This window comes from Leeuwenhoekiella blandensis MED217 (assembly GCF_000152985.1).
GTDB classification, from domain to species: domain Bacteria; phylum Bacteroidota; class Bacteroidia; order Flavobacteriales; family Flavobacteriaceae; genus Leeuwenhoekiella; species Leeuwenhoekiella blandensis.
On record NZ_CH672395.1, the window covers coordinates 531872 to 544949 of the forward strand.

Sequence of the window (13078 nt, forward strand, 5' to 3'; positions counted from 1 at the left end):
AAGATGAATACAATGGATTTTCAAACTGAAATAACACTGATACCGAGATTATTTGTCGCTCTTTTACTAGGTGTCCTGATAGGACTCGATAGGGAAATTGACGGAAATGCGGCAGGAATTAGAACGTATGCAGCCGTTTGCCTTGGGGCCGCATTAATTACAATAATCAATACTCATATTGAAGTAACTGACCAAACCCGCATTGTCGCCAATATTGTTTCCGGTATTGGGTTCCTTGGTGCAGGAATTATTTTTAGGGATAGCGCGAAAAATTTAATTTCCGGTTTGACTACCGCAGCTACAATTTGGGCCACTGCCGCGGTTGGTATATCAATTGGGTTTGGTATGTACCTCATTGGAAGTGTTACATCCGCTTTTCTTATTCTATTATTGGTTTCACATCATTTCCCTTTTTTGAAAAAACATAAAATAAACAACACCTAAAATGAAAAAATTACAACTGAAAATTCCGGTATTGCTACCTCAGGTGCCAAATGAAAAAGACACTTGTGTGCAAAGGCTCATTGCTGAATTAGAGGCCAAAGAGGGTCTTGAAAAAGTACATATAGTAGATGATCAGGAAGATACGGTGCCACAATTGTGCTTTCATTACGATCCGGATATAATTTCTATTGACCGAATTCAATCTTTGGCGGAAAATGCCGGGGCAGAAATTACAGAAAAATATGGTCATCTTCTTTTAGAGGTTGAGGGGATTAGGCATACCCGGCATGCAAGGACTTTAGAAAAGAGTCTGCTGAATATCAAAGGCGTTTTGGAAGCTTCCGCCAATGCCGGAGGAATGATCCGTTTAGAATATGATAAACGGGAAACAAGTTTTGATGAGATAACTACAAAGCTCGAAAAAGAAAACCTACAAGTTAAAAAAAGCTCCTCTGCTGAGAATAAGGGCTTTAAATCTGCCGAAAAGAATCCTCAAAATTTAAATAAAGAAAAGGTAAGGGATATAGAAGAACAAAAGCATAAAGATACTGATCTCCAGAATCATAGAGAAGCGGATAGCCACGGGGCCGGGGAAGAAAATTCCCACGCCCACGGAGGTATTTTTGGGAAAAACACCGAACTTATTTTTGCTATTATTTGTGGTGCTCTTTTGGGTATTGGTTTTGGTTTGTCCTACGTAACATCAATACCGGAATGGGTCAGCTTATCCCTATACATAGGTGCCTACTTTTTTGGAGGTTACTTTACAGCAAAAGAAGCCATACAGACCGTAGCCAAAGGTGGATTTGAAATTGATTTTCTCATGTTGGTCGCAGCTATAGGAGCAGCTATTCTTGGGGAATGGGCTGAAGGAGCTTTGTTATTATTTCTCTTTAGCCTGGGGCATGCCTTGGAGCATTATGCAATGAACAAAGCACGAAAATCTATAGCTGCACTGGCAGAACTGGCGCCAAAAACAGCTTTGGTTAAGAAAAATGGTAAAACGGAAGAAGTTGGTATCGAAAAACTCAATATTGGTGATATCATTGTGGTGAAACCAAATAGTAAAATATCTGCAGATGGCGTAGTGGTAGATGGGCAGAGTAGTGTTAACCAGGCTCCAATAACCGGGGAGAGTGTACCGGTAGATAAAGTTCCCGTAGAAGATGTTGAGAAGGATTACTCAGAGGTAGATGATATTAAAGATGAAAACCGCGTTTTTGCCGGAACGATCAATGGGAACAATACTTTGGAGATTAAAGTTATCAAAGCAGCCAAAGATTCAACGCTTTCCCGATTGGTGAAACTGGTTAACGAAGCTCAGACTCAAAAATCGCCTACCCAGTTGCTCACCGATAAATTTGAAAAATATTTTGTGCCGTCCGTCCTTATTTTGGTCGGGATTCTTTTGTTTGCTTTTTTAGTTATTGACGAACCCTTTAGCGCCAGCTTTTACAGGGCGATGGCCGTATTAGTAGCTGCAAGTCCCTGTGCGTTGGCAATCTCGACCCCAAGTGCTGTATTAAGTGGAGTGGCCAGAGCTGCCCGTGGCGGGGTATTAATTAAAGGAGGGCGCCCTCTGGAGGACCTGGGGGTTATTACCGCCCTAGCCTTTGATAAAACCGGAACTCTAACGGAAGGAAAGCCAAAACTTACCCAAGTGGTGCCACTTGGAAATATATCTGAAAACGAACTTCTCAAAATAGCAGTAGCTGTGGAAAGTTTGAGTGATCACCCCCTGGCCAAAGCTGTAGTTCGTGATGGAAAAGAGCGTCTGGAAGGCGAGGAAATCCCAAATGCCTCTAATTTAGAGGCAGTTCTGGGTAAAGGGATTAAAGCATCGTTTGGCAATGATAAAATCTATATAGGTAACCTCGACCTGTACGAAGGGCTTGATGAGAGTACACCTTCCGAAAAAATAGCTACGAAAGTGCGTGGTCTTGAAGGTGGTGGAAATACAACAATGCTTATACGAAAAAATGAAGAATATATAGGCATCATTGCATTAATGGATACCCCTCGTGAAGCCGCCAAGGGAACCCTCAAAAAATTAAAAGAAATCGGCATTAAACGAATGATCATGCTTACCGGAGATAACCAGAAGGTAGCAGACGCTGTAGCAGAAGAAATAGGATTGACCGATGCCTGGGGGAGCCTATTGCCGGAAGAAAAAGTGGATGCTATAAAAGAATTAAAAGAAAAGGAATCCAAGGTGGCAATGGTGGGCGATGGCGTTAATGATGCCCCTGCCATGGCAAACAGCACTGTAGGCATAGCTATGGGTGCTGCGGGAAGTGATGTGGCCCTAGAAACGGCGGATATTGCGCTAATGGCCGACAAGTTGGAAACCCTGCCCTTTGCCATAGGCTTAAGCAGGAAGGCAAAGGCGATTATCAGACAGAACCTTTGGGTAAGCCTTGGTATTGTTGCCCTACTTATACCTTCAACCATATTCGGCTTGGCAAATATTGGAATGGCGGTTGTAATCCATGAAGGTTCCACACTACTGGTGGTTTTTAATGCGTTAAGGCTTTTGGCTTATAAAAAAGAATAGAAAATCCGGACTTAGACTGTTTTTCGAAAGAATATAAAATGACAAAAACGGAAAAAAAATTATCGTCCAAAGGGATACGTTCCACTGAAATGAGGTTGAAAATTTACAAATACCTCAAAAGGAAAACTTATGCGGTAAGTTTAAATGAAATGCAAAAAGTCTTTATCCATAAAAATATCAAAACAGCCAATAAGACCACTTTCTATAGGACGATAAAGCTCTTTGAGAAAAAAAGCATGGTGCACCAAATTGACGATGGAACTGCTTTTGCAAAATATGCGCTTTCTGATGAAAACACCAATGTTAAACTCAGTACAGGTTTACATATGCACTTTCATTGTACCGATTGTAAGAAAACAATCTGTTTACCAAATAAAATATCGGAAGAGAGTTTGCCAGACCAGTATGAGGTGAACGATGTGAACCTGGTATTAAAAGGGATATGTAAAAATTGTAGTAAAAAATAATAGGTGGGAGTGCCTTAAGCCTGAATCCCAGCCCCCAATGGTCAAGCTTAAGGTTTTTTCCACCGTAACGAACTTAAAAAAAATATGAATATGGAAAAATTTGATGTAACTATAATAGGATCTGGCCCGGGCGGGTATGTAAGTGCGATCCGTTGCGCCCAATTAGGATTAAAAGTAGCCATTGTTGAAAGGTACAGCACGCTTGGCGGCACCTGCCTTAACGTGGGCTGTATCCCGTCAAAAGCCTGGCTTGAAGCCTCTGAGCATTATTACAAACTCAAACATCAATTCGAAAATTTTGGGATTGATGTAAAAGAAGCCAATGTCGATATCAAAAAAATGAACCAAAGGGTTCAGGATGTGGTACAGGAAATCATCAATGGCGTTGGGTATCTGATGAAAAAGAACAAAGTTACCGTCTATGAAGGCCACGGCACCATCAAGGACAAAAACACGATTGAGATTAAGGCCGAAGCTAAAACGGAAACTATAGAAACCGATAAAATTATCATTGCCACAGGGTCCAAACCCGCTTCCTTGCCCAATATTAAAATCGATAAAAAAAGGATAATCTCTTCTACCGAGGCCCTTGCGCTACAGGAAATTCCCGACCATTTATTGGTCGTTGGTGGAGGCGTTATCGGGGTTGAGATAGGTTCTGTTTTCGCCCGCCTGGGCTCTAAGGTGTCTATTGTGGAATATTTTGATAGCCTCATCGCCACTATGGATGGCGCACTGGGACATCAATTGCATCGTTCCCTAAGAAAACAGGGAATTGAGTTTTATTTGGAACATAAAGTGACCAATGCAACAGCAACGGACAACAAAGTTGAATTGAAAGCGGAAAACCTGTCCGATAAAAAAGAAATGAATTTAGAAGGCGACTATTGCCTTATGGCCATTGGCCGGAAACCGTACACCGCCAATTTAGGCCTTGAAAACATTGGCGTGGAAACCAATGAGAAAGGACAGGTAACGGTAAATGAGAACCTTGAAACCAATGTCAAGGGTGTATATGCCATTGGGGATGTAATCCGAGGGGCAATGCTTGCCCATAAAGCCAGTGAAGAGGGCGTTTTTGTAGCCGAAAGGATAGCAGATCAAAAGCCACATATCAATTATTCGCTTATTCCTAATATTGTTTATACCCAGCCCGAAGTGGCCGGGGTAGGCTTAACCGAAGAAGAATTGAAAGAAGCAGGAAGAAGTATTAAAACAGGCTCTTTTCCTTTTAAGGCAAATGCACGGGCAAAGATAAGTATGGACACCGACGGTTTTATAAAAGTAATTGCAGATAAGGAAACCGATGAGATACTGGGCGTGCATATGATAGGCCCTCGCATAGCAGACAGCTACACCGAAGCGGTGGTAGCGATGGAATTCAGGGCATCTGCCGAAGATGTTGCAAGGATGTCCCACGGGCACCCAACTTTTTCAGAAACCTTTAAAGAGGCCTGTCTGGCAGCCACCGAAGACAGGGCGTTGCATATTTAAAGTTGACCTAACAGTAAGTTCTTAAAAATTAAGACGCTACAGAGCTTTTTGAAAAATTAAGGTTTAAGTAATAAACTCAAAAAATAGATAAGATCAAATGGGGCAATCAGTTCGAAATCAATCCACTATTGGGTATATCAGGGAAACGGCAACAAAGTTCCTCGACAGGGAAACAGCTGGGGGGATTTTTTTAATAATTGCTACTATAGTTGCCCTTCTTTTAGCTAATTCACAGTGGGCAGGTGCCTATCATCATTTTCTTGGTGATGAATTGCTTTTTGAATTTTCCGAGCATCTTAGTTTTGGGCTAATAATTGAAGAATGGATCAATGATGGCCTAATGGCAATTTTCTTTTTGGTTGCCGGCCTTGAATTGAAGAGGGAGGTTATGGTGGGGGAATTATCTTCAATTAAAAAAGCCTCAGCCCCCTTGTTGGCAGCTTTAGGTGGTATGGCAGTTCCGGCCCTCATTTTTATTAGCCTAAATTTAGGCACTGAAAATATAAAGGGTTGGGGCATCCCTATGGCTACCGATATCGCATATTCACTAGGGATAATTGGCCTACTGGGGAAAAATGTCCCCAGGCAGTTAAAAACATTTTTAATAGCCCTCGCTATTGCTGACGATATAGGTGCCATATTGGTGATAGCATTGTTTTATAGCAACGAGTTGAGCTGGATATACCTTGGATCGGGCATGGGGGCATTTGGGTTATTATTATTAATGAATTGGACTGGGGTCAAAAATTTGATTTGGTATATTATTATAGGTATCATCTTATGGTATTGCTTCCTTAATTCAGGTATCCATCCAACAATTGCGGGAGTACTTTTTGCCATTACCATCCCAATAGTGCCCAAATTAGACAGTAAAAAATTCAAAGAAAGGACTGCCACAAACGTTACTGATCTTGAGAAAGCAGAGTTAGAAAAATTAAATCCTCTTCAGGATATAAAACAACGAAAAATTTTAAAAGCCATTAAAACAGATACTGAGAATTCAAGGCCTCCTTTGCTCAAACTGGAAAATTCCCTTGTTGATTTTAATGCTTTCTTTATCATTCCTGTTTTTGCAGTCGCGAATGCGGGAGTAAAGCTCGATGTAAATTTAATTGAGGTTGTTTCCGGTTCTTTAGGGTTGGGGATCCTTTTGGGATTAGCAATTGGTAAAGTAACAGGGATTGGTATTTTTACATTGATTGGGCAAAAACTTGGAGTTTCCGAATTACATATTACACTAAACTGGAAACATATAATTGGAATTGGTATGATTGCGGGAATTGGCTTTACCATGTCCCTTTTTATTACCAATCTCGCATTTAATGATCAGGAATTGATTAAAATTTCGAAAATAAGCATTTTGATAGCTTCATTACTTGCAGCTATTGGCGGTGCGGTAATTCTCTTATTAACTTCCAATAAAGGAAAGAAAAATATAGTTAAGTGATATGGGAGAAATGAACAAAAGTACTTTTATAGTAAGTCAAATGGACTGTCCTTCAGAAGAACAGATGATCCGGATGAAGTTGGAGGCTTATACACAAGTGAAATATTTGGATTTTGATATTCCCAACAGGAAATTGGAAGTATATCATGTGAATGGAATCGAAGATATACAAACATCAATAGCCAGTTTAAACCTTGGGGATTCCTTCCAAGGGACCGAAGAAGCCGATCCTCCCGTAATAGAAGACCAATCCAAACAGAAAACAATCCTTTGGTGGGTCTTTGGGATAAATTTCGGCTTTTTCATTATCGAAATGACCATGGGGTGGATCTCTTCTTCTATGGGCCTTATTGCAGATTCGTTGGATATGCTGGCAGATTCGATAGTATATGCGCTAAGTTTATTTGCAGTAGGTGGTGCCATTTCCAGAAAAAAGAAGGTGGCAAAATTCAGCGGGTATTTTCAGATGGCATTGGCAACACTTGGTTTTGCAGAGGTATTAAGAAGGTTTTTTACCAGTAGTGAAACACCAATGTTCCAGTGGATGATTGTAGTTTCCATTTTAGCCCTACTGGGGAACCTTATTTCGCTTTGGTTGATAAACAAGGCTAAAAGTAAGGAGGCCCATATGCAGGCAAGTGCCATTTTTACATCCAATGATATTATTGTTAATGGTGGTGTTATAGTAGCTGGGGTGCTGGTTTATTTTCTGAATAGTAAATGGCCCGATTTAGTGATTGGCGGCATCGTCTTCACGTTTGTAATGCGGGGCGCCATAAGAATTTTAAAATTATCTAAATAATGCAAATATATGTTGCACAAGACGTTGGGAAACAATAGGAAATTATGAATAAAAGTAGTGTAGCATTATTGATTTTACTGTTGTTGGCAATAGACCAGACCATAAAGATTTATGTGAAGACCCATTTTTATTATGGCGAGGAGTACTACGTATTTGGCCTGGATTGGTTTCGCTTGCATTTTTTGGAAAATCCCGGAATGGCCTGGGGCTTTAAGTTTGGGGAGGGATATCTGGCCAAGCTTGTTTTGATCCTATTTCGGCTGGCCGCCATTGTTTGGGGGACTTTTTATATCAAAAAGATGATACGTGAAGGATATGCAAAGGTTTTTGTAATCTGTGCAGCATTTATATACGCAGGTGCATTGGGTAATTTGATTGACGGTGCATTTTACGGACTGATCTTTGAAAAAAGTGATCCGGCAGTACAAAACGTTGCAGAAATATTCCCGTCAGGGGGTGGATATGCTGGATTTTTAAATGGCAATGTCGTGGATATGTGGTTCCTTCCCATTATTGATACAAGGCTTCCGGAATGGCTGCCATTTTGGGGAGGTAATCAATTTACTTTTTTTGACCCTGTATTTAATACCGCAGATGTCTGGATTAGCACGGGAGTGATTTTACTCCTGATCTTTCAAAGCCAACAAAAAAAAGACCAGAAAATATCGGAAAATAAAAAGTTGAAATATACTGAGGGTAACAGAAAAATTATAAACAACGATTAGTTATGAACGTTTGGCTTTGGGTAGTAGTATTGGGATTGGCAGCTTGGGCTGCCCATTGGGGTGCGGACCAACTCTTGACGCCTTTAAAGATGCTCCGTAAGCAATGGGGGCTTACAGCTTCTGCAGGAGCAGCTCTCCTTGCCATTGTGACCGCCAGCCCCGAGGTAGCTGTAAACGTTACCAGTGCAGCCCGGGGAGTATCGGAAATTGGTCTGGGCAACCTTTTGGGTTCCAATATAATTTCCATTCCGTTGATGGTTAGCATAGCCTATTTCGCTTCCAGAAAGCAATTTAAAAATAATAAGGAACACCAAAAACATCTGGATGCCAACCTACTGGCTCTGAACAAACGTTCTGTTTCGGTATTGTCCATCCCCTACCTGGCAATCATTGCTTTGGTAGCTATACTAACCCTTCCCAAAGCCTGGCGTGGATTACAACCCATCGATGGCTATATTATGCTGGCTGCCTATGCTGCTTTTTTAACGCATGCCATTATAAAAGGCAGGGAAAAGGGCGAAAAAGTAGAATGGGACAAAAAGAAAGTCTGGTTATCCGTGGCCGGGGCCCTGGCCATAGCTGTGGGTGCTTTTTTTATTGTTAAGGCAACAGAAAATATTGTTTCGGCCCTGAATATTTCTGAAATCGTTGGGGGATTGTTCATCACGGGTATAATGACCACCGCGCCTGAAATATTTAAGACCTGGAGCGTGGTGAAAGGAGGCGAAGTAACGGCAGGCACCACTAGTGTTATCGCAGATAATGCTGTTACGATGACGGTCGCCTTTTTCCCGTTGGCGCTGGTTACTACCCCTATCGAAGATTTCCAGTTGTTTTGGGTGAATCTTGCCTTCGTTGGACTGATGCCGCTTTTGTACTCCCTTTTTGTCCATCAAAGCAAGGAACTTCACGGTTTTAGCAGATGGCAGATATTCGCGTTCGATGCAGCCTATATCGTCTATCTATTGACAATGGTATTTTTTGTTCTAAAACTATTTTAAAATAAAACATATATGAAAAAGAAAAAACTAAATCTAAGAGACCTCAAGGATCCTTCAATTGAAAATAAGGTTTCATCACAACTGAGCATTAAGGAATACATCCCTTCCATATTCAGCTTTGTAATGTTGATAGCCGGAATTGCTATTGATTACTTTGAAGCATTTCCACATTTTAAAGGATGGATAAGAATCGTTTGGTATTCCGTCGCCTACATTCCAGTTGGCTTTCCCGTCATAAAGGAAGGGTGGAACAGTATCAAAAATGGGGATTTCTTTACTGAATTTTTTTTAATGTCCATTGCCACATTAGGGGCATTCGCTATCGGCGAATATCCCGAAGGTGTGGCCGTAATGTTGTTCTATGCCGTGGGCGAACTGTTCCAAAATGCAGCGGTCAACCGTGCTAAGGGAAATATAAAAGCCTTGCTTGATGTCCGTCCGAACGAGGCATTGGTTTATCGTGATGGCGATTTTGTTTCAGTCAATCCCGAGACTGTTGAGATTGGTGAAAAGATTCAGGTGCGTGTGGGCGAGAAAGTTCCGCTTGATGGTATTTTGCTTTCTGAAAAGGGTTCTTTTAATACCGCTGCCTTGACAGGTGAAAGCAAACCTGATACTATTGCTAAAGACGATACCGTTTTTGCTGGAAGTATCAACCTTGATGGCGTAATCGAAATCGAGACTACTAAAGAATTTAAAGACAGTTCCATTGCACGAATTCTGGATATGGTGCAGAATGCAACCGCCAGAAAATCAAAGACCGAATTATTCATTAGAAAATTTGCTCGGATATATACGCCTATCGTTGTCTTCCTTGCCATCGGACTTACGTTTTTACCCTACTTTTTTGTGGATGATTACGTGTTTAGGGATTGGCTGTACCGAGCATTGATATTTCTTGTAATATCCTGTCCTTGTGCGCTGGTCATTTCTATTCCCCTGGGCTATTTCGGCGGATTGGGTGCGGCATCCCACAACGGTATTCTTTTCAAGGGTGCTTCCTTTCTCGATGCAATGACCCAAGTGAACACGGTCGTAATGGACAAAACAGGAACCGTTACCAAAGGCGTTTTCAAAATCAAGGAAATCAATTCCATCACATTTGAAGAAACCGAGTTTATGAAGTACCTGATGGCGATGGAAGAACAATCTACACATCCCATTGCAAAGGCGATACTCGAATATAAAGCAGACGGCTCGGATTATGAAGCGACTGATGTTTCGGAAGTTGCCGGAAAGGGATTAAAAGGAAAAGTCAACGGAAAAACGGTGTTGGTAGGTAACAAAGCTTTGATGACCTCAAACAGCATAGAAGTCCCTTCGGAAACAGATGGTATCGTAGAATCAATTATTATAGTGTCCATTGATGGAACATTTGCAGGTTATGTAACCATTGCAGATGAACTAAAGGATGATGCACACCAAGCCATTAAACAAATTCGGGATTCAGGAATTTCCAAAATTATAATGCTATCAGGCGACAAGGATTCAATAACTCAACAAGTTTCAAAAGAATTGAACATCGATTGGGCAAAAGGCGGACTGTTACCTGAAGATAAACTTAATGAGGTTGAAGAGCTCAAAAAACAACCTAATACGAAAGTCGCATTTATCGGTGATGGAATTAACGATGCACCCGTTTTAGCAGCAAGTGGTGTAGGTATTGCGATGGGCGGCTTAGGAAGCGATGTCGCCATTGAAACAGCTGATGTTATCATACAGACCGACCAACCGAGCAAGATTGCACGAGCGATTAAAATTGGTCGTTCAACGCGACGAATTGTCTGGCAAAATATTGGACTTGCCTTTGGTGTAAAGGTTATTGTACTCATTCTCGGGGCAGGTGGATTAGCGACAATGTGGGAAGCTGTTTTTGCTGATGTGGGCGTTGCTTTCCTTGCTATTCTCAATGCTGTTCGATTGCAGAAGATGAAATGGGATTAAAAATGATATAATTATTTACGGGACAGCAATTAAACAAAAACATTTAGTGTACGTAAACCACTCAGCATATTGCCGCTTCATTCTTAGAAAAGCCCCTACAAAATTCTATAGAGGCTGCTGGACATTCCAATTTTGTTAGTTGCCCTCGCTCAACGAGAAGCTTCCGTCACCATTAAAAGAGCTGAGGCTGATTGTAACCGACCATATGCCAGACGCACCTGCATCAGTCACCCCAGAAAAGGAATCCGGTTCTGAAGCACCATCAAGAGACCTGTTCAATACAGTATTTCCGTCAGCATCCAAAACCAGCATATTAAAAGTGCCTTCGGCTGAGGCGGTTATATCCGAATTATAGTCCGCTGTGGTCAAATTGTTCATCCAGAGGAACGTCCTTGTGGCGCTTCCACCGTTACCTGTGAAGTCACCGTCCACATCACCATTAAAATCGTCACCATCATCAAACAATACAGTTCCGTCGACACTCACCTGAGCCATCGTGTCACTATCATCATCGTCACTACAGCCTACAAAGACCGTGGTAGCGACAATGGTTAAAAGCATAAAATAGAATTTCGTAATTCTCATAATTCATTAAGATTTGGTTATCATATATAAAACAAACATAACGGGAAAAACCCTATCCTTAGTATTTAATTTTTAATCTATAATTTGAATATCCATTCTTGTAAACTGTTTAAAACCCACTCAGCACATTCCCCTACATTCCACGCTCGCCTGCTGAAAAAAGTAGACGACCACTTCATTTCGTGAAATGAGCTTCACCACACAAATCTTGAACACAATTCCCAATTTCAGCTTCTCATTCCGTTAACCCTTCCCGATGGCTCTGGGAAGGAACATTTATCTTGAGTGTAATCGAAGGGCTACATTCCCGTGCCAAAATCGTGAATTAAATTCGCTTGAAATCCGTCTTATTTTTCACAAAGTCTATTTGTTTTTTAATTCAGTTATATTGTGTGAAATTTTAGCTTAAATGGAAAAACTAACGGAAAATAAAACCATTGAATTACTGATGCCTCATTTGGTTCAACAAGGCTATGAGATAGAGAGTTATTGCTTGGGCCAAACGAGAGGATATGATATTGTAGCTGTTAAGAATGGCAAAAAATTATTAATTGAGGTAAAAGGTGCAAAAGCACATAAGGATTCGCCAACAAAGCGACGAGATTATTTCAACTCTGGACAGATTAAAACTCATTTGGGTAAAGCAATTATTAAATGCTTAGAAACCAAAGTTGCGTTCCCAAATGCAAAAATTGCCATTGCGCATCCCGAGGATGAACAAATAAGAAAAGCAATAGCCAGTATTATTCCAGAGCTCAATAAGATAGGTATACAGCATTATTGGGTTAATGCTAATGGAACGGTAACCCTTGAAAAATAGTTGATTTTGAATACAACAATGAATTCCAAATTATCTTCTTTATTGCATTTCTTGAATGAGAACAGATATTATAATAAAAGGCTTCAGTCAAATTCTTATAACCGGTTTTTAGCGCCGTTCGATTCACTCGAAGATAAATTGTATTCAATTCTTCATCACGTAGCGAATACACAAAGCCAACCTAAAATTGATTTACTCGCACCTTTTTTTCAGAAAGTATATTCGAATAAATTACAGCTTCATAGTTTTAAGGCATTCATCGATTTTCTAACAGATAAAGAAAATGGTGCCTATAATTATGAATCTCTTTACTATGGTATGTTGAGACAAAAAGGATGGGGCAACAAAACATCTGCCTTATTTACCAAAACCATTTATCATTTACATAATGGTAAGTATGGATTTCAAAATTCAATATGGGACGATGCGCCGAAAATCATTGACAAAGAAGAAAAAATCTTCTTACCTGTCGATGCTGTAATTGAAGCAATTTTCCATCGTATTGACCCAACAATTAAATGGAATTTCCATAAAATTAATAAACTGCTACAGCATAATTATTCTTCTGAAGAAATGGAAGTTTGGGACGACCTTTGGTTCTGGGGATTTATAAATCAACGTGGTTCTGGTCTAACAAGAGAATTTGTTTGGAACGAATCCAAATATTGGGCATTACTTGAGACTGAAAAGAATAGTGTTGTGATTGAAGAGATAAAATTGAAATCGTTGCAATTCCTTTCCTTATTGAACCCAAAACAGTAACATATGTATTTGCTATTATCATATTCTAAGTTT

12 protein-coding genes are annotated in these 13078 nt (G+C 40.5%); 11 read left to right on the plus strand and 1 reads right to left on the minus strand.

Annotation, left to right across the window (positions count from 1 at the left end):
- The first annotated feature begins 3 nt into the window (after positions 1-3).
- The 9 genes from MED217_RS02305 (at position 4) to MED217_RS02345 (ending at position 10878) form a co-directional block, all read left to right on the plus strand.
- The gene (locus MED217_RS02305; RefSeq protein ID WP_008613746.1) at positions 4-444 is read left to right on the plus strand and encodes an MgtC/SapB family protein; all 441 of its coding nucleotides are present in this window, start codon (positions 4-6) and stop codon (positions 442-444) included.
- Between the two features lies 1 nt (position 445).
- A complete protein-coding gene (locus MED217_RS02310) occupies positions 446-2998 on the plus strand; it encodes a heavy metal translocating P-type ATPase (protein ID WP_009778861.1) in 2553 nt (850 codons plus the stop codon).
- A gap of 38 nt (positions 2999-3036) precedes the next feature.
- Complete coding sequence (locus tag MED217_RS02315) at positions 3037-3465, plus strand: Fur family transcriptional regulator (protein WP_009778862.1); 429 nt, start codon at positions 3037-3039, stop codon at positions 3463-3465.
- Between the two features lie 90 nt (positions 3466-3555).
- The gene (gene lpdA, locus MED217_RS02320; RefSeq protein WP_009778863.1) at positions 3556-4959 is read left to right on the plus strand and encodes a dihydrolipoyl dehydrogenase; all 1404 of its coding nucleotides are present in this window, start codon (positions 3556-3558) and stop codon (positions 4957-4959) included.
- A 97-nt stretch (positions 4960-5056) separates the two neighbouring features.
- Positions 5057-6406 (plus strand): Na+/H+ antiporter NhaA, encoded by a 1350-nt coding sequence (gene nhaA / locus MED217_RS02325; protein WP_009778864.1) that lies wholly within the window; start codon positions 5057-5059, stop codon positions 6404-6406.
- 10 nt (positions 6407-6416) lie between these two features.
- Positions 6417-7208, plus strand: a complete 792-nt coding sequence (locus MED217_RS02330; protein ID WP_456237217.1) for a cation efflux transmembrane domain-containing protein — start codon at positions 6417-6419, stop codon at positions 7206-7208.
- A gap of 44 nt (positions 7209-7252) precedes the next feature.
- The gene (locus tag MED217_RS02335; protein WP_009778866.1) at positions 7253-7933 is read left to right on the plus strand and encodes a lipoprotein signal peptidase; all 681 of its coding nucleotides are present in this window, start codon (positions 7253-7255) and stop codon (positions 7931-7933) included.
- Between the two features lie 2 nt (positions 7934-7935).
- Positions 7936-8934, plus strand: coding sequence for a sodium:calcium antiporter (locus MED217_RS02340; protein WP_009778867.1), 999 nt, complete (start codon positions 7936-7938; stop codon positions 8932-8934).
- A gap of 12 nt (positions 8935-8946) precedes the next feature.
- Positions 8947-10878 (plus strand): heavy metal translocating P-type ATPase, encoded by a 1932-nt coding sequence (locus tag MED217_RS02345; protein ID WP_009778868.1) that lies wholly within the window; start codon positions 8947-8949, stop codon positions 10876-10878.
- Between the two features lie 135 nt (positions 10879-11013).
- On the opposite strand, the gene MED217_RS02350 is transcribed toward MED217_RS02345, so the two are convergent.
- Positions 11014-11463 (minus strand): hypothetical protein, encoded by a 450-nt coding sequence (locus tag MED217_RS02350; protein ID WP_009778869.1) that lies wholly within the window; start codon positions 11461-11463, stop codon positions 11014-11016.
- Positions 11464-11872: 409 nt separating this feature from the next.
- Here MED217_RS02350 and MED217_RS02355 point away from each other — a divergent pair, with 409 nt between their 5' ends.
- Both MED217_RS02355 and MED217_RS02360 read left to right on the plus strand, forming a co-directional pair.
- Complete coding sequence (locus MED217_RS02355; RefSeq protein WP_009778870.1) at positions 11873-12283, plus strand: protein NO VEIN domain-containing protein; 411 nt, start codon at positions 11873-11875, stop codon at positions 12281-12283.
- Positions 12284-12289: 6 nt separating this feature from the next.
- Positions 12290-13045 (plus strand): hypothetical protein, encoded by a 756-nt coding sequence (locus tag MED217_RS02360; RefSeq protein WP_154648892.1) that lies wholly within the window; start codon positions 12290-12292, stop codon positions 13043-13045.
- Positions 13046-13078 lie beyond the last annotated feature (33 nt).

Excerpts from the sequence above, each read along its gene's own strand:
- MED217_RS02305 (WP_008613746.1), top strand. The coding sequence starts at position 4 with ATGAATACAATGGATTTTCAAACTGAAATAACACTGATACCGAGATTA.
- MED217_RS02310 (WP_009778861.1), top strand. The coding sequence starts at position 446 with ATGAAAAAATTACAACTGAAAATTCCGGTATTGCTACCTCAGGTGCCA.
- MED217_RS02315 (WP_009778862.1), top strand. The coding sequence starts at position 3,037 with ATGACAAAAACGGAAAAAAAATTATCGTCCAAAGGGATACGTTCCACT.
- lpdA (WP_009778863.1), top strand. The coding sequence starts at position 3,556 with ATGGAAAAATTTGATGTAACTATAATAGGATCTGGCCCGGGCGGGTAT.
- nhaA (WP_009778864.1), top strand. The coding sequence starts at position 5,057 with ATGGGGCAATCAGTTCGAAATCAATCCACTATTGGGTATATCAGGGAA.
- MED217_RS02330 (WP_456237217.1), top strand. The coding sequence starts at position 6,417 with ATGAACAAAAGTACTTTTATAGTAAGTCAAATGGACTGTCCTTCAGAA.
- MED217_RS02335 (WP_009778866.1), top strand. The coding sequence starts at position 7,253 with ATGAATAAAAGTAGTGTAGCATTATTGATTTTACTGTTGTTGGCAATA.
- MED217_RS02340 (WP_009778867.1), top strand. The coding sequence starts at position 7,936 with ATGAACGTTTGGCTTTGGGTAGTAGTATTGGGATTGGCAGCTTGGGCT.
- MED217_RS02345 (WP_009778868.1), top strand. The coding sequence starts at position 8,947 with ATGAAAAAGAAAAAACTAAATCTAAGAGACCTCAAGGATCCTTCAATT.
- MED217_RS02350 (WP_009778869.1), bottom strand. The coding sequence starts at position 11,463 with ATGAGAATTACGAAATTCTATTTTATGCTTTTAACCATTGTCGCTACC.
- MED217_RS02355 (WP_009778870.1), top strand. The coding sequence starts at position 11,873 with ATGGAAAAACTAACGGAAAATAAAACCATTGAATTACTGATGCCTCAT.